We start from the raw sequence: 15,883 nt of genomic DNA on the forward strand, positions 1-15,883 counted from the left end.
GTCGGGATGACGAATTCGGCCCGTCTTTGACGCCTGCCCGCGCCCGCAGCCGAAGGCGAGGACGCGCAAACAAGCAATCGACCGGCTAGTTCATTGTCGGGAAGACGAATTCGGCCCCGTCCTTGACGCCTGCCCGCGCGCCCGCAACCGAAGGCGAGGACGCGCAAACAAGCAACCGTCCGGCTAGTTCATTGTCGGGATGACGAATTCGGCGCCGTCCTTGACGCCGGACGGCCAGCGCGAGGTCACCGTCTTAGTCTTGGTGTAGAAACGGAACGCGTCCGGTCCGTGCTGGTTTAGGTCGCCGAAGGAAGACGCTTTCCAGCCGCCGAACGTATAGTAGGCGATCGGCACCGGGATCGGCACGTTGATACCGACCATGCCGACCTGGACTCGCGAGGCGAAGTCGCGGGCTGCATCGCCGTCGCGGGTGAAAATGGCGACGCCGTTGCCCATTTCGTGGTCGCTGGCGAGCTTGATCGCGTTCTCGTAAGTCGGCGCGCGTACTACGGAGAGCACCGGCCCAAAGATCTCTTCCTTGTAGATGCGCATGTCGGCGGTCACGTTGTCGAACAGGCAGCCGCCCATATAGTAGCCGTTCTCATAGCCCTGCATGGAAAAGCCGCGGCCGTCCACGACCAGCTTGGCGCCTTCCCTGACGCCGGTATCGACATAGCCCTTGACCCGCTCCAGCGCCTGCGCCGTCACCAGCGGGCCGAAATCGGCGGACGAATCCGTCGACGGGCCGACCTTCAGGCTTTCGACGCGCGGCACCAGTTTTTCCATCAGCCTGTTGGCGGTATCGTTGCCGACCGGGACAGCCACGGAGATCGCCATGCAGCGCTCGCCGGCCGAGCCGTAGCCGGCGCCGATCAGCGCGTCGACGGTCTGGTCCATGTCGGCGTCGGGCATGATGATCATGTGGTTCTTAGCGCCGCCGAAGCACTGCACGCGCTTGCCGGCCGCGCAGCCGCGCGAATAGATGTACTGGGCGATCGGCGTCGAGCCGACAAAGCCGATGGCCTTGATGTCGGGATCGTCGAGGATGGCGTCGACCACGTCCTTGTCGCCGTTGACGACATTGAGGATGCCCGCCGGCAGGCCGGCCTCGATGAACAGCTCGGCGATGCGCATCGGCACGCCGGGGTCGCGCTCCGAAGGCTTCAGGATGAAGGCGTTGCCGCAAGCGATAGCCGGCGCGATCTTCCACAATGGGATCATCGCCGGAAAATTGAACGGCGTGATGCCGGCAACGACGCCGAGCGGCTGGCGCATCGAATACACGTCGATGCCGGGGCCGGCGCCGTCCGTGAACTCGCCCTTCATCATATGCGGCGCGCCGATGCAGACCTCGACCACTTCCAGGCCGCGCTGGATGTCGCCCTTGGCGTCGGCGATGGTCTTGCCGTGTTCGCGCGCCAGAATGTCGGCCAGCGCATCATACTCCCCGGTGACCAGTTCGAGAAACTTCATCAAGACGCGCACGCGCCGCTGCGGATTGGTCGCCGCCCAGCCGGGCTGCGCCGCCTTGGCGTTTTCCACAGCCGCGCGCAGTTCAGCCTGCGAAGCCAGCGCCACCGTGCCGCGCACCGTGCCGTCCATCGGCTGCATGACGTCCTGCTTGCGGCCGCTGGTCCCAGCGACACGCTTGCCGCCGATAAAATGACCGTATTCGATCATGGTTTCTCTCCCTGTATTTGTGATGCAGCATTGTCCGCCTTTGCGCGGCCGATGGCAACGCGAGCGAAAACGCAACCGTTGTGCGGTAAATAGATAGCGGTTGACTGAGGAGCATCAATTCCCGCAAATGATAGGCCACCTCAAGGAATGACAGGTTGAGTTCCTTCGCCCCCCCCCTCTGTCCTACCGGACATCTCCCCCACGAGTGGGGAGATTGGCTGTCATCCCGACTTTCGCCAACCCGTTGCAAGGAAGTCGCCGCCGGAGCGGCCGGCCGATCTCCCCCAAGTAGGGGAGATGTCCCGCAGGACAGAGGGGGGCGCCTTGGAGCGCTGCCGTAATCGTCGTCATACGGATCATCCTTATGAACTGGGATGACGTCCGCATCTTTCTTGCGGTGGCGCGTGCCGGCCAGATCCTCGGCGCGGCCAAGCGGCTGGAGCTCAACCACGCCACCGTCTCGCGCCGCGTCGCCGCACTCGAGGATGCGCTACGCACAAAACTTTTTCGTCGGCTGACCACCGGCAGCGAGCTGACGCCGGCGGGCGAGCGCTTTCTCGACATCGCCGAGCGCATGGAAGGCGACATGATCGCCGCGCGCTCGACCGTGGCGGGCGAAGGCGACGATGTTTCGGGCACGGTGCGCATCGGCGCGCCTGATGGTTTCGGCGTCGCCTTCCTGGCCAAACGCCTCGGCGCACTGACGGCGCTTCACCGCGAACTCACCATCCAGCTGGTGCCGGTGCCGCGTTCCTTCTCGCTGTCCAGGCGCGAAGCCGACATCGCCATCACCGTGGAGCGGCCGACCGAAGGCAGGCTGGTGGCGGGGAAGCTGGTCGACTACACGCTCGGCCTGTTCGCGTCCCGCGCCTATACCGAAACGCATGGCCTGCCCCAGACGCCCGCCGAGCTCGGCCGGCACACGCTGATCGGCTATGTGCCGGACCTCATCGTCAGCCCGTCGCTCGACTATGCGGCCGAGTTCAGCGCCGACTGGCGCACGAGCTTCGCCATCTCCTCGGCGCTCGGCCAGGCCGAAGCGGTGCGCTCCGGCGCCGGCATCGGCATTCTGCACAACTTCGTCGCCCGTTCGATGCCGGAACTGGTGGCTGTCGACATTGTCGCGCCCATCCGCCGCGCCTACTGGTTGGTCTATCACGAATCAGTCAGGCCGCTGCGCCGCGTCCAGATCGTCGCGAGCTTCATCACCAAGGCGGTGGAACGGGAGCGAAGCCTGTTCGTCTGATGATATTCATCTGACGCGGCGAAGTGTGTTGAAGCTTGATCCAAGTCGCGGGGCAAGTTGCTCACCGCGCTCGAATGCGTGAAGGACACTTCCGATCCTACCGCTGGTATCGCTCCGGTCCGAGGTTGCGGACATTGATGTCCGGCACCCGGCTTGAAATGATGTCGGCCAGGACCTTGGCCGAGCCGCAGGCCATGGTCCAGCCGAGCGTGCCATGGCCGGTGTTGAGATAGAGGTTGGAGAACTCGGTGCGGCCGATCAGCGGCGGCCCGTCCGGCGTCATCGGCCGCAACCCGCACCAGAAGGTTGCCGACTTCATATCGCCGCTGCCCGGAAAAAGGTCGCCAAGCGAATGTTCGAGCGTGCGCCGCCGCGATTCATGCAGCGTCAGGTCGAAGCCGGAAATCTCCGCCGTGCCACCGACCCGGATGCGGTCGCCGAGCCTGGTGATCGCCACCTTGTAGGTCTCGTCCATCACCGTCGACACCGGTGCTGCGGCAGCATCCTTGATCGGCACAGTGATCGAATAGCCCTTGACCGGATAGACCGGGACGGGTCGTTTCAGCGTGCGCATGAACTTGGCCGAATAGCTGCCCATCGCCATCACATAGGCGTCGGCAGCCTTCCAACCTTTGCTCGTATTGAGGTTGGCGATACGGTTGCGCTTCTTGACGACGCGCCGTATCTCCGTGTCGTATTCGAAGGTGACGCCACGCGCCACGCAGAGCTCGGCCAGACGGTCGGTGAACATCTTGCAGTCACCGGTTTCGTCCCCCGGCAGTCGCAGGCCTCCGACGAATTTTTCACGCACCCCTGCCAGCCCCGGCTCGGCTGAGATGCAGCCGTCGGGATCGAGAATCTCGTAGGGAACGCCATATGCCTTCAGCACTTCGACATCGCCGGCAGTGCCGTCGAGCTGCTGTTGAGTGCGAAAAAGCTGCAGCGTTCCCTTGGCGCGCTCGTCATAGGCGATGCCGCTCGACTCGCGCAACGCTTTCAGCGTGTCGCGGCTGTATTCGGCCAAAGGCACCATACGCGCCTTGTTCACGGCATAGCGCTCAGCCGTGCAGTTGCGCAGCATCCTGACCAGCCATACCCACATATGCGGATCGAGAGTCGGCCGCACCACCAACGGACCATGCTTCATCAACAGCCATTTGATCGCCTTCAGCGGGACGCCGGGACCGGCCCAGGGCGAGGCGTAGCCGGGCGAAATCTCGCCGGCATTGGCAAAGCTGGTTTCCAGCGCCGGACCCTTCTGGCGGTCGATCACCGTCACTTCATGGCCGGCCTCGGCCAGATAATAAGCGGTGGTGACCCCGATTACGCCACCGCCCAGCACGAAGATCTTCATCGCATAGTTCTCCAGAACGACGTCTTGTCAGGGATTGGGGGCGGGGCATCGTGGCCATCTGTCTGCCGGATTTTACGGCGTCCGCCAAGTGCCCAAGCATGTCGCCCAAAAGTACGCAGCGGTTTTGGGACAAGGAGATGCGTAAAAAGCCCGCGCGCTATCCATTCACATAGCGCCGGTGAAAACGGTGTCCGAGGCTGGTCAAGATTTCATAGCCGATGGTGCCGGCATGGCCGGCTGCCTGATCCACCGTCTGCGACGGTCCGATCAGTTCGACGAGGTCGCCCGCCTTCAGCCTGTCGGGCGGCAGGGCCGAAATGTCGAGAACGATCGAATCCATCGATACACGGCCCAGGAACGGCAAACGCACATTTTCGAACCAGGCGGCGGAAGCCGCGCGACGATGCCAGCCATCGGCATAGCCAAGCGAGATCGTTGCGGCGACCAGCGAATCGGTCACGTGAAAAATATGGCCATAGCCGACGCCGGCTCCCCTATCGAGGCTACGCGTCTGTATGATCTTTGCCTGAAGCCGCACCACCGGCAGCATCGGATTTTCCTCGGCTGGCGTCGGATTGATGCCGTAGAGCGCCGCACCGGGCCGGGCGAGGTCGTAGTGAAAGGGCTGCCCAAGAAAGATGCCGGAGGAGTTGGCCAGCGAGGCCGGCACCGGTGGCAGCATCCTGCGCAGCCGCTCGAATTCCAGCCGCTGCTGCTCGTTGGCCGGATGCTCGGGCTCGTCGGCGCGAGCGAGATGGCTCATCACGAAGGTGGCGTTGATGCCGTCGAAAGCCCGCGGATCGGCAGTGACGGCCTCCACCTCGGCTGCCGCCATGCCGAGCCGCGACATGCCGCTGTCGACCTGGATTCCAGCCTTGAGCTTGCGGCCGGCCCGCCGCGCCGCCGAGCGCCAGGCGGCGAGTTGGCCGGCGCTGTTGATGACCACGCCCAGCTCCGCTTCGACGGCTTCGCTTTCAGCGCCCGGCTGAATGCCGTTCAGCACATAGATCGCCGGCCGTGCGCCGAGCGCCTGGCGCAGCAAGACACCTTCGGCCAGATGCGCGACGAAAAAAGTAGCGCAGCCCTCGGCCGCCAGCGCCGCCGCCACCTGGGCTCCGCCGAGCCCGTAGCCGTCGGCCTTGACGACACCCGCGCAGCCAACATCGCCTAAACGCGCCTTGAGCCGCCGGTAATTTTCGCGGATGGCGCCGAGATCGACGGTCAATATGGCGCCGGCCGCCGCTTCGCTGATCGGCGCGGCTTTGACGGCGACCCTTTCAGAAAGAGATTTTTTGGAAGCGCCGTTCATGCCAACCCCGTCTGCAGCGGATTGGCCATCAATAAGGCCACCGCGCTGACGCGGCAACCGTGGTCGGCGCGAGCGCGGCTTGCGCCAAGCTACGCAACCAGATGCCGGAACGCCGCAACCACATCCTCATACACCTGACGCTTGAACGGCACGATCAGGTCGGGCAATTCCTCCATTGGCCGCCAATCCCATTTGTCGAACTCGGCGGTGTGGCCGCCCGGCGGCGGATTGATCTCAATCTCGCTCACGTCGCCGTGAAAGCGGAAGGCGAACCATTTTTGCGTCTGGCCGCGATATTTCCCCTTGAAGGCGATGCCGACCAGATGGGCCGGCAGGTCGTAATATATCCAGTTCGGCGCCTCATCCAGCAACGAGACGCTGCGCATGCCGGTTTCTTCGTAGAGTTCCCGCTGTGCCGCCTGCAGCGGCTCTTCGCCCTTGTCGATGCCGCCCTGCGGCATCTGCCAGAGCTGCGTCGTGCCGGCGAATTCGCTGTCCGGCTCGGCAATGCGATGCCCGACCCAGACCAGCCCGTCGCCGTTGAGGACCATCAGTCCGACACAGCGACGATAAGGCAGCGTCTCGGGATCGACCGGTTCTTTCTTCGTCATGCTCAACCTTTTTCCGGATCCACCGCCACTGCCGAAATCGGCACGATCTCGATGCCGCGCTTCTTGGCCTCGACCACCCAGGCCGACACGGTGTCGACCGTCAGGTCGAAGGCCGAGCCGATGCCGACGGCAAAGCCTTTCGCCCGCGCTGTGGCTTCCAGTTCGTCCAGCTTCTTCAAAATGGCGCCGCGGTCCCGCACCGCGTCGATCGACGTGTCGCCGGCAACGAACGGCACGCCGTTTTTCAACGCCAGGTCGGGTGCCAGGCTACGCGCCGACGAACCGTCGTCGAAATAGGCCAGGCCGCGCCTGCCGAGCTCTGCCATCAGCGGCCCCATCGCCGCCGCATCGGCCGAAAAACGTGCGCCCATATAATTCATGACGCCGGTGTAGTTGGTCGTCCGCGACAGCGCCCAGCGCAAATTCTTCAAATTCTCGTCCGCCGTCGCAGCGACCGTCAGCGTGTTGCGGCCGGGATTGACGTTCGGATAGTCGAACGGTTCGAGCGGCACCTGCATGACGATCTCATGGCCGCTCTGCCGCGCCGCCTGCATCCATCGGCCGATGCTGTTGCCCTGCGCCGCGAAGCCCAGGGTCACTTCGGCCGGCAGCTTGGCGATGGCCGCCTGCGTGCCGGTCTGCGACACGGCAAGCCCGCCGATGACAATCGCCACGCGCGCACCGCGTGAACCGGACCACGGCCGCGCATAGACATCGAACGGCCGCCTTCCGTCGGCGGCACGAACCGGCAATGGCCCGGTTTCGCCGGCCTCGACCAGCGTCCTGTCGGGAATATGCGCGATCCTCAGGTTTTGGCCGATCGTCGAAGGGTCGCGAATGACAATGGCCGCCCTGGTCGAACCATTGCCCTCTTCGGTCTGCATGTGGATGATCTGCGGCCCGCCCGTCTTGGGCCTGCCCATCTTGGATCCGCTCGTTTTGGATGCTGCTTCCGCCTTCAATGCCGGCTCAGTGGTCGGCGCTGCCGATTCGACCACTGCTGTCGTCTTCGGCGTCGAAACGGCGACTTCTTCCGGCTTTCGAAACGGCCTTTCGCGCAACGCAATCGCGCCGGAGACGCCGATTACGGCCAGCACCAGGAGCGTGGCCGCGACCACACCGGAGCTAATCCTGCGGGGCGCGCGCGGCGGCCGGACGGCCTGCCCGAGTGGGCGTTCGATGTCGTTGCCGATGTCAGCCAAGCCGCATCCCCAGCCGCGGTTCCCCGAATCAAACTGCCGAGGCCTTGCGGCCCCGGCAGCATTACATCGCTTCGATCAGGCAGCCAGACCTGTTGTCCGGCTGATCGACCTTTACTGGTTCGGCACGGCCCCTACTGGTTCAGCACGGCCTTGTCCGGATTCGGCGGGAACGCCGGATCGGTCTTCTCGCCGCGCAGCAACTGCTCGGCAAAGATGAGTTGCAGGTCGTCCTTCGGCTCCGGCGGCACATAGGCTGCTGAGCCCGAACCGGTATCGCCCTCGTCGCTGCCCTTGATGTGGCCCTTGAGGTCCGACTCGCCGCGCGTCAAATCCCTGCCCTGCAGGTCCGGCGGCAACGGCTGGTCGACCTTGATGTCGGGCGTGATGCCCTTGCCCTGGATCGACTTGCCGGACGGCGTGTAATAGAGCGCCGTCGTCAGGCGCAGCGCGCCGTTCTCGCCGAGCGGGACGATGGTCTGCACCGAACCCTTGCCGAAGGACTGCGTGCCGACCACCGTGGCGCGGCGCAGATCCTGCAGCGCGCCGGCGACGATTTCGGACGCACTGGCCGAGCCGCCATTGACGAGCACGACCAGCGGCTTGCCGTTGATGTCGTCGCCCGGCCGCGCGTCGAAGCGGGTGACGTCCTTCGGATCGCGGCCGCGCGTCGAGACGATCTCGCCACGGGTGAGGAAGGCGTCGGACACGCTCACCGCCTGGTCGAGCAACCCGCCCGGATTGAGGCGCAGATCGAGCACGTAGCCCTTGAGCTTTTCGTCCGGCACCTGCTTCTTGATGGTGTCGATGGCGTTCTCGAGGTCGTCATGGGTCTTTTCGGTGAAGGAGGTGATCTTCATGTAACCGATGTCGTTCTCGACCCGAAACTTGACCGCCTTGACCTTGATGATGTCGCGTACCACCGTCAGCTCGATCGGCTTGTCGGCGCCCTGGCGCAGGATAGTGAGCTTGATCGGCGTGTTGACCAGCCCGCGCATCTTCTCGACCGCGTCGTTGAGGCTCAGGCCGCGAACCTCCTCACCGTCGATCTTGGCAATATAGTCGCCGGCAAGCACGCCCGCTTTGGCGGCCGGCGTATCATCGATCGGCGTGATCACCTTGACCAGGTCGTTCTCCATGGTGACCTCGATGCCGAGGCCGCCGAACTCGCCCTTGGTCTGCACGCGCATGTCCTGCGCCTCTTCGGCGTTCATATACGAGGAGTGCGGGTCGAGCGAGGTAAGCATGCCGTTGATAGCGTTTTCGACCAGCGACTTGTCGTCGGGCGGCGTCACGTACTGCGCCCGCACCCGCTCGAAGATGTCACCGAAGATCGCCAGCTGCTTATAGGTCTCGGAGCCCGCAGCGTTCGCCGTCGAGCCGGGGGCGCCATAGACCAGGCTCATCGCGGATGCGCCCATCAGCGCACCGGCAAACAGAAGCGAAAGTTTCCGCATCATCTCACGTCCTTCCAGAGAAACGGTCCGCCCACCATGGGGTCGGATCGACGGGTTTTCCATCCTTGCGGAACTCAACATAGAGCTCCGGCGTGGCATTTCCATTCTTCGATGCCGAGGTGCTCGCCACCCGGGCCTCTCCCATCGCGCCGACCGGCTCTCCTGCGAGCACCGACTGGCCAGACGCGACGCTGATTCTGCTCATCCCCGCGAGAACGACATGATAGCCGTCACCCGCGTTCAGGATCAAGAGTTGACCATAGGAGCGAAAAGGTCCCGCATAAAGCACATTTCCGTCCGCTGGCGCGGTGACGATGGCTCCCGATTGTGTCGCAACCATGTCACCGAGCATCACTGCGCCGTTACCGTCGCTGGCCCCGAACCGCCGCTTGATCTTGCCGGTGACGGGCAGCGCGATCTGCCCCTGAAGCGCCGAAAACGGTGCAGCGGCGGTGAGCCGGTTGGCTTCCGGGACCGGCAGGGCCGCCAGTTCCTTCTGTGCCGGGGCCTTCTGTGCCGGAGCCGTCTGTGCCGGAGCCTTGTCGGCGTCCGCGGCCTTCTGCTCGGCTGCCTTCGCCGCGTCCGCCGCCTTGCGCGCCTTGTCGGCCTCGAGCGAGGCGATCAGTTCCTTCAGGCTGCCGGCCTTGGCCGCCAGTGCTGCGGATCGCTGCTTTTCCGCCGCCAGTGCCGTTTGCGTCTCGGCCTCGAGCTTCTGCTTGGCTTCGAGCAGCATGCCGAGCCGCTTCTTTTCCGCCGTCTGCTCGCCGACTGCCGCCGTCAGCCGCGCCCGCTCCGCCTCGATCGAGGCGGTCACCCGCGACTGCTCCTTGAGGTCCGCCAGCAATACCTCGGTCTGCTGGCGCAGTTCCGGCACCACGGCGCCGAGCAGGATGGCGCTGCGCACCGACGACAGCGCGTCCTCCGGCTTGACCAGGATGGCCGGCGGCGGATTGAGCCCCATACGCTGCAGCGCGGCCAGCACCTCGGCCAGAACGTCGCGTCTAGCGGCCAGCGAGGCGCGGATTTTCTGCTCCTCGCCCTTCAACCCTTCCAGCTTGGCACCGATGTCCTCGATGTCCTGGCCGAGCTTCTGCTCGGTCATCGCCGACTGGATCAGCGCCGCGGTGATCGAGGCATGGTCCTTCTTGACCGTCGCCATGTCGGCGGCGAGCTTGGCCAACCGCTCCGACGACAGCGTGATCTCCTTCGACACCCGTTCGTATTCGGCACGGCTCTGGTCCGGATCAGGCGCCATGTCGAGCCTGTTCTCAGCCCGCGCGGCACCAAGCGACAGCATAAGCAGCGCCGCTGCCAAGCCGCAGCGTGCGCGCCAAAAGCCCGTTCGCGATTTCCAATCTTCAGACATTGAAGCCCGACTCTATGCGTGGCTTCGTTAACGAACCATCAACCATGTTCGAGAGCCCTGCCGACCACAAACAGCCTCGTGACGCATTGAGGCGAAAATCCGGGCGCTCACGCCAATCCACCGGTTTTGGGTTGCAACCTGCCCCTGGATTTGCGGGCAAGGACTCACGAGCGATGATAGGGATGACCCGAAAGAATAGTGACGACCCGGTAAAGCTGCTCGCCCAACATGACCCGGACCAATTGGTGCGGCCATGTCAGCGCGCCGAACGACACCATCAGATCGGCCTGATCGCGCAGCGACTGGTCGTGACCGTCGGCACCGCCGATGGCGATGACGAGTGCCTTGCGGCCGCCATCACGCAACAGGCCGATGCGCCCGGCGAAATCCTCGGAGGAAAAGTTCTTGCCGCGCTCGTCGAGCAGCATCAGCGCGGTACCGGGCTGCAGCTGCGTCTGTAGCTTCTGGCCTTCTTCGCGGCGACGCTCGTTGGCGGTCTGGGCGCGGCCCTCCGGAATCTCGACAACCCCTGAGAATTCGAGCCCCACGGCCTGCCCGCTCTTGGCGAAGCGCTCGAAATACCTGTCGGCGAGCTGCTTCTCGGGGCCGGCTTTCATCCGGCCCACGGCGTGAACGGTGATTTTCATCCCTGCCTCGAAGAGCCGCTAATGCATGTCACCAAAAGTGGTCACCGGTTTTGGGAACGACATGCATCAATCAAATTCGGCTCAGTGGAGGGTCTCTTCCTCGAGGTCCGGCGCTTGCCACATCTTTTCGAGATTATAGAAGTCGCGGACTTCGGGACGGAAGACATGGACGATGATGTCGCCCGAATCGATCAGGACCCAGTCGGCGCCGGCCAGTCCCTCGACGCGCGCCGTGCCGAGCCCGGCATCCTTGAGCGCCTTGAGGAGATGATCGGCGACAGCCGAGACATGACGGTGCGATCGGCCGGACGCGATGACCATATAGTCACCGAGGCTCGATTTTCCCTGAATGTCGATTGAGACGATGTTTTCGGCCTTGGAGTCTTCCAGACTGGCAAGGACTGTCTTGATGGCGCGGGACACGGCGTCGTTTACGCTGATCCCGGCCGGCGAAGGCACGATGTCGGCCTTCTTCCACAGTGCTGTTCTCAGTGTATTTCCTTTCGCAGCAAGAACAACCAAATCACCCTTCAAAGCAGGTGACACCCCTTAGATAGGCAGAGTTGCGTTGCAGTTTCAAGACGGCAGCCCTGCTGTAGCCAACGAAGAACCGTTCTTCCGGTTCCGTAGTTGAAGAAAAAACGGAACTCTTGTGCCTGGCCTGGGTTATCGGCGCATTGACCAACCGGATCCCCTCATGCCTATCGACCCTCAGAACGCTCTCCTCACCGTGCAGTCCGGCCTTGCGCAGGTCAGCGCGCTGATCGTCTCGTACGCCTTCTCGGCCATCGGCGCCGTCATCCTGCTGGTCCTCGGCTATACCGTCGCCGGTCTTGCCCAGCGCTCGATCTATTCCGGCCTCGGCCATATCCATGGCTTCGACACGACGCTGCGCCACTTCTTCTCGAGGATCGTCCGTTACGCCATACTGATCCTCGTCGTCGTCATGGTGCTCGGCCAGTTCGGCGTCCAGACGACCTCGATCATTGCCGCCATTGGTGCCATCGGCCTGGCCATCGGCCTGGCGCTGCAGGGCACGCTGCAGAACATTGCCGCCGGCATCATGCTGCTGGCGTTGCGGCCATTCCGCATCGGCGAATATGTCGAGGTCGGCGCCATCGCCGGAACCATCGAGGAAATCGGCCTGTTCGCCACCACGTTGAGAACCGTCGACGGCGTCTACATCCTTGCCCCCAATTCGACCCTGTGGAACCAGCCTGTCCGCAACTATACCCGCAACGGTGCCCGACGTGGCGACATCACGCTGACCATCGGCTCCTGGAACGACATCGATTTCGCTCAAAAGACCATGCTCGGCGTCGCCGCCGCCGACCGACGCGTCAGGCGGGAGCCGGCGCCGATTGCCTTTGTAGCGACCGTCGGCGACAGCAACGTCGCCATCACCTTGCGTTACTGGACCTCGGCTGCGGATTTCTTCGCCACCCAGATCGATCTCACCAAACGCGCCAAGCAGGCTTTCGACAGCGAAGGCGTTTCTATACCCGCGCCACCACCGGAAGCGCCACGGCAGGAAGCCACCACCAGACAGTGATATGATCAATTGCCGGCGTAGGTCTACTTGTCCGCGCGACGCTGTTCTTCGGATGGGAAAGCGAGGTCTACCGGCAGCGGTGCCTGCGCCGTCATCGGCGCGAAATTGCCGGTTTCGGCGGCGGGGACAGGTGACATCGCCACCACACGCCACAGCACGAACAGGCAAAAACCAGTGGCAATGACGATGGCCACATAGATGAAAGCCTGCGTTCCATAGATGGCGGAAAGCCCGGTCACGATGCCGGGCACGATGAAGCCGGACAGCGACCACGCAAAAAGAAGCGAACTGGACAGCGCCACCAGGTCGTCCTTGCCGGCGCGGTCGGCGGCATGTGCGCTGGCCAGCGAATAGATCGATTCCGACGCGCCGGCCCAGACGACATAGATGACGACCAGCGCCGCGAGCGCACCACCATCGAAGCCGAGGGCGAACAGGCCCGCCACCATGGCAAGCGCCGAAGCGGCGACCAGCACAAATCGCCTATCGGTGCGGTCGGAAATCCATCCGAGCGGGATCTGCAGGATCAATGTGCCGACAGGCATCGCCGACAAAAGCAGTGCCACATCTGCCTGGCTGTAGCCCTTGGCCGTGGCATGGATCGGCGCGAAGCCCGAAATCGTCATCGACAGGCCGCCGACGGCAAGCATGCCGGCGACGCCCACCGGCGAAATCCGCCAGGCCCGGCCAAGCGCGACCGACGCCGCCTGCGGCGGCGGTGGCTGGGCGAGCCGCGTCAGCCCAACGGGGAGGATCGACAGCGCGGTGAAGGCGATGCCGATCAAGGGCGCGTCCGCAGCCCTTATATCGATCAGCGCCAGTGTCGAATAGCCGACGCCGAGCCCGGCGACATAGGCGACGTAGAAGAAGGCCATGACCCTGCCGCGTATGGCGTTGCCGACGACGTCGTTCAGCCAGCTTTGCGCGACGATGAACAGGCCGCATATGGCAAAGCCATAGAGCGCGCGTGCCGCGATCCACGACAGCGGGTGCGGCCCGGCCCCGACGGCGGCGTTAGACAGCACGATCAGCGCCGACAGCACCATGAACGCGCGAGCATGGCCGACGCGCCGCACCAGCGGACCGGTCAAGATGCAGCCTGCCAGGCCGCCGGCCGAAAGGCCGGTGACGATCAGCCCGGCCCAGGTCGGATCGAAGCCCTCGGCGCCGAGCCGGACCGGAATATAGGCGAACATCAGTCCGTTGCCGACCGCAACCAGCGCCATCGACAGGACGACGCTGGCAATGGCGATCGCCGGGGCTGGCGGGCTGCCCTGCGCCGGGTCGCGTCTGGTCTGGTTTCGCTCGAGAATCGCCATGCCCGCGCAGGATCGCCTACGGATCGGCGAAAAGCAGCCGCAAATGCGACATGGCCGGACTTGCCTTCTCCCCTTCTTGCGGGAGAACGCAGTGCGTGCAGGCTCAGTCCTGCCCCATTTTGCGGATCGCAGTCGACGACAGCGACGAGCGCGGGCCGTGAATAAAGGTCCAGGCCGGCGCCTTCATGCGGGCGAGCCGCGGCGCGTCACCCTCGTCGACACGCGCGTAATCGAAGGTCTTGGCGATGACCGACGACAGGAACGACAGCGTCGCGCCAGGGCGGTCGACAACCGCGATCGGAAACGTCATCACGATCTGGCGCCAGCGCTGCCAGCGGTGGAAATCGCGAAGCGAATCGGCGCCCATGATCCAGACGAAGTCGACGCCCGGGTTGCGCGCCTTGACCAGGGCCAGCGTGTCGGCGGTGAAGCGGACATAATGGGTCGCTTCGAAGGCGGTGACCTTGACCTTCGGGTTCCGGGCGATCTGCTCGGACCGGCGCAGCCGCTCGGCCAGCGGCGCCAATTCCCGCGCGCTCTTGAGCGGATTGCCCGGCGTCACCATCCACCACAGCTGATCGAGCGCCAGACGTCTGAGCGCGATCTCGGCGACCAGTGCATGGCCGGCATGGGCAGGATTGAACGAGCCGCCGAACAGCCCGACGGCCAGGCCCTTTTCGGCATGCGGCATCTTCAGATAGTGGGAGGGAACGAGCTCCTTGCCCTCCCCCCTGTGGGGAGGGTCGATCCGCGAAGCGGAGCGGGGTGGGGGTGTTGCAGTGTTCAGCGTCGTACCCCCTCCCGGCTCGCAATGCTCGCCACCCTCCCCACAACGGGGAGGGTAAGATCAGTGCTCAAGGCCTCACCTGTCCGGTCCCGCGCACGCGGTATTTGAACGAGGTCAGTTGCTCGACACCGACCGGGCCGCGCGCGTGCATCTTGCCGGTGGCGATGCCGATCTCGGCGCCCATGCCGAATTCGCCGCCATCGGCGAATTGCGTCGAGGCGTTGTGCAGAAGGATCGCCGAATCGATCTCGCTGAAGAACCGTTCGACGGCGTTCGCATCCTCGGCGATGATCGCCTCGGTATGGTGCGAGGAGAACGTCTCGATATGCTCGATCGCGCCGACAACGCCGTCGACCAGTTTTACCGCGATGATAGCATCGAGATATTCGGTCACCCAGTCGGCGTCGCTAGCCGGTTTGGCGTCAGCAAAAACTTTCAGCACCTCGGCGTCGGCATGGATTTCGCACCCTGCCGCGCGCAACGCGTCGAGGATAGGCACCAGATGGGTGGAGGCGACGGCGCGGTCGACCAGCAGTGTTTCGGCAGCGCCGCAGACGCCGGTGCGCCGCATCTTGGCGTTGACCGCGATCCTGACCGCCATGTCGAGCTTGGCCGAGCGGTCGATATAGAGATGGCAGATGCCTTCGAGATGGGCAAAGACCGGCACCCGCGCCTCGTGCTGCACGCGCTCGACCAGGCTGCGGCCGCCGCGCGGAATGATCACGTCGAGCGCACCGCCAAGACCCCTCAGCATCTCGCCGACGGCGGCGCGGTCAGCGGTCGGCACCAGCTGGATGGCATCCTCCGGCAGCTTGGCCGCCTTCAGCCCTTCGACCAGGCAGGCATGGATAGCCGCCGAGGAGTTGAGCGAATCCGAGCCGCCGCGCAGGATCACCGGATTTCCGGCCTTCAGGCACAGCGCGCCGGCATCGGCCGTCACGTTCGGCCGGCTCTCGTAGATAACGCCGACCACGCCGAGCGGCGTGCGCACGCGCTCGATATGCAGGCCGTTCGGCCGGTCCCATTCGGCAATGACATCGCCGACCGGATCGCGCAATTCGGCGATTTCGCGGATCCCGGCGGCCATGGTGCGGATCCGCGCCGGGTCGAGCTTCAGCCGGTCCATTAACGCCGCCGACAGCCCGGACTCCCCGCCATTCCTGATGTCGATGGCATTGGCATCGAGAATGTCGCGCTCGCGGCGAAGGATCGCCTGCGTCATGGCGATCAAAGCGGCGTGCTTGCGCTCGGCCGAGGCGACGGCCAGCGGTCGGGCGGCGGCCCGCGCGCGGCGGCCGATCTCGGCCATCAGCGCGGCTGTGTCGTCCCGGGATTTCTCATGCAGCTTCAGCATGG

Annotated in this window: 14 protein-coding genes; 2 read left to right on the forward strand and 12 right to left on the reverse strand. The window is 64.6% G+C overall.

Features of this window, described 5'->3' with window-relative positions; all coding sequences use genetic code 11:
• Positions 1-183 precede the first annotated feature (183 nt).
• Positions 184-1,680 carry a CoA-acylating methylmalonate-semialdehyde dehydrogenase gene (locus tag ACWTU7_RS21235; RefSeq protein ID WP_455840154.1) on the reverse strand — a complete coding sequence of 499 codons (1,497 nt, stop codon included), beginning with the start codon at positions 1,678-1,680 and terminating at the stop codon, positions 184-186.
• Between the two features lie 364 nt (positions 1,681-2,044).
• On the opposite strand from ACWTU7_RS21235, the gene ACWTU7_RS21240 reads away from it, so the two are divergent.
• Entirely contained in the window at positions 2,045-2,926 is an 882-nt protein-coding gene (locus ACWTU7_RS21240; protein ID WP_455840153.1) for a LysR family transcriptional regulator, read from the forward strand.
• Positions 2,927-3,023: 97 nt separating this feature from the next.
• On the opposite strand, the gene ACWTU7_RS21245 is transcribed toward ACWTU7_RS21240, so the two are convergent.
• From ACWTU7_RS21245 to rsfS, 8 genes are all read right to left on the reverse strand, one after another.
• Entirely contained in the window at positions 3,024-4,280 is a 1,257-nt protein-coding gene (locus tag ACWTU7_RS21245; RefSeq protein ID WP_455840152.1) for a D-amino acid dehydrogenase, read from the reverse strand.
• Between the two features lie 157 nt (positions 4,281-4,437).
• Positions 4,438-5,589, reverse strand: coding sequence for an alanine racemase (alr, locus tag ACWTU7_RS21250; RefSeq protein WP_455840151.1), 1,152 nt, complete (start codon positions 5,587-5,589; stop codon positions 4,438-4,440).
• Positions 5,590-5,678: 89 nt separating this feature from the next.
• Complete coding sequence (locus ACWTU7_RS21255) at positions 5,679-6,200, reverse strand: RNA pyrophosphohydrolase (protein WP_455840150.1); 522 nt, start codon at positions 6,198-6,200, stop codon at positions 5,679-5,681.
• A gap of 2 nt (positions 6,201-6,202) precedes the next feature.
• Positions 6,203-7,402, reverse strand: coding sequence for a divergent polysaccharide deacetylase family protein (locus ACWTU7_RS21260; RefSeq protein WP_455840149.1), 1,200 nt, complete (start codon positions 7,400-7,402; stop codon positions 6,203-6,205).
• Between the two features lie 131 nt (positions 7,403-7,533).
• Positions 7,534-8,859 (reverse strand): S41 family peptidase, encoded by a 1,326-nt coding sequence (locus tag ACWTU7_RS21265; RefSeq protein WP_455840148.1) that lies wholly within the window; start codon positions 8,857-8,859, stop codon positions 7,534-7,536.
• 1 nt (position 8,860) lies between these two features.
• A complete protein-coding gene (locus ACWTU7_RS21270) occupies positions 8,861-10,222 on the reverse strand; it encodes a murein hydrolase activator EnvC family protein (protein WP_455840147.1) in 1,362 nt (453 codons plus the stop codon).
• Between the two features lie 164 nt (positions 10,223-10,386).
• Positions 10,387-10,869: a 23S rRNA (pseudouridine(1915)-N(3))-methyltransferase RlmH gene (gene rlmH / locus ACWTU7_RS21275; RefSeq protein ID WP_455840146.1), complete on the reverse strand. Its 483-nt coding sequence runs from the start codon at positions 10,867-10,869 to the stop codon at positions 10,387-10,389.
• An 81-nt stretch (positions 10,870-10,950) separates the two neighbouring features.
• On the reverse strand, positions 10,951-11,328 hold the full coding sequence (gene rsfS, locus ACWTU7_RS21280; RefSeq protein ID WP_023800052.1) for a ribosome silencing factor: 378 nt from the start codon (positions 11,326-11,328) through the stop codon (positions 10,951-10,953).
• 238 nt (positions 11,329-11,566) lie between these two features.
• On the opposite strand from rsfS, the gene ACWTU7_RS21285 reads away from it, so the two are divergent.
• Complete coding sequence (locus ACWTU7_RS21285; protein WP_455840145.1) at positions 11,567-12,421, forward strand: mechanosensitive ion channel family protein; 855 nt, start codon at positions 11,567-11,569, stop codon at positions 12,419-12,421.
• Between the two features lie 23 nt (positions 12,422-12,444).
• On the opposite strand, the gene ACWTU7_RS21290 is transcribed toward ACWTU7_RS21285, so the two are convergent.
• The 3 genes from ACWTU7_RS21290 to ACWTU7_RS21300 all read right to left on the reverse strand — a co-directional run bounded on the left by ACWTU7_RS21290 (position 12,445) and on the right by ACWTU7_RS21300 (position 15,881).
• A complete protein-coding gene (locus ACWTU7_RS21290) occupies positions 12,445-13,740 on the reverse strand; it encodes an MFS transporter (RefSeq protein ID WP_455840144.1) in 1,296 nt (431 codons plus the stop codon).
• A 103-nt stretch (positions 13,741-13,843) separates the two neighbouring features.
• A complete protein-coding gene (locus ACWTU7_RS21295; protein WP_455840143.1) occupies positions 13,844-14,431 on the reverse strand; it encodes a nicotinate-nucleotide adenylyltransferase in 588 nt (195 codons plus the stop codon).
• Between the two features lie 163 nt (positions 14,432-14,594).
• Positions 14,595-15,881, reverse strand: coding sequence for a glutamate-5-semialdehyde dehydrogenase (locus tag ACWTU7_RS21300; RefSeq protein WP_455840142.1), 1,287 nt, complete (start codon positions 15,879-15,881; stop codon positions 14,595-14,597).
• Positions 15,882-15,883: the final 2 nt, after the last annotated feature.

Source organism: Mesorhizobium sp. BHscii (assembly GCF_053848065.1).

Coding starts and splice junctions, on each gene's coding strand:
- ACWTU7_RS21235 (WP_455840154.1), bottom strand. CDS start 1,680: ATGATCGAATACGGTCATTTTATCGGCGGCAAGCGTGTCGCTGGGACC.
- ACWTU7_RS21240 (WP_455840153.1), top strand. CDS start 2,045: ATGAACTGGGATGACGTCCGCATCTTTCTTGCGGTGGCGCGTGCCGGC.
- ACWTU7_RS21245 (WP_455840152.1), bottom strand. CDS start 4,280: ATGAAGATCTTCGTGCTGGGCGGTGGCGTAATCGGGGTCACCACCGCT.
- alr (WP_455840151.1), bottom strand. CDS start 5,589: ATGAACGGCGCTTCCAAAAAATCTCTTTCTGAAAGGGTCGCCGTCAAA.
- ACWTU7_RS21255 (WP_455840150.1), bottom strand. CDS start 6,200: ATGACGAAGAAAGAACCGGTCGATCCCGAGACGCTGCCTTATCGTCGC.
- ACWTU7_RS21265 (WP_455840148.1), bottom strand. CDS start 8,859: ATGATGCGGAAACTTTCGCTTCTGTTTGCCGGTGCGCTGATGGGCGCA.
- ACWTU7_RS21270 (WP_455840147.1), bottom strand. CDS start 10,222: ATGTCTGAAGATTGGAAATCGCGAACGGGCTTTTGGCGCGCACGCTGC.
- rlmH (WP_455840146.1), bottom strand. CDS start 10,869: ATGAAAATCACCGTTCACGCCGTGGGCCGGATGAAAGCCGGCCCCGAG.
- ACWTU7_RS21285 (WP_455840145.1), top strand. CDS start 11,567: ATGCCTATCGACCCTCAGAACGCTCTCCTCACCGTGCAGTCCGGCCTT.
- ACWTU7_RS21290 (WP_455840144.1), bottom strand. CDS start 13,740: ATGGCGATTCTCGAGCGAAACCAGACCAGACGCGACCCGGCGCAGGGC.
- ACWTU7_RS21295 (WP_455840143.1), bottom strand. CDS start 14,431: ATGCCGCATGCCGAAAAGGGCCTGGCCGTCGGGCTGTTCGGCGGCTCG.
- ACWTU7_RS21300 (WP_455840142.1), bottom strand. CDS start 15,881: ATGCTGAAGCTGCATGAGAAATCCCGGGACGACACAGCCGCGCTGATG.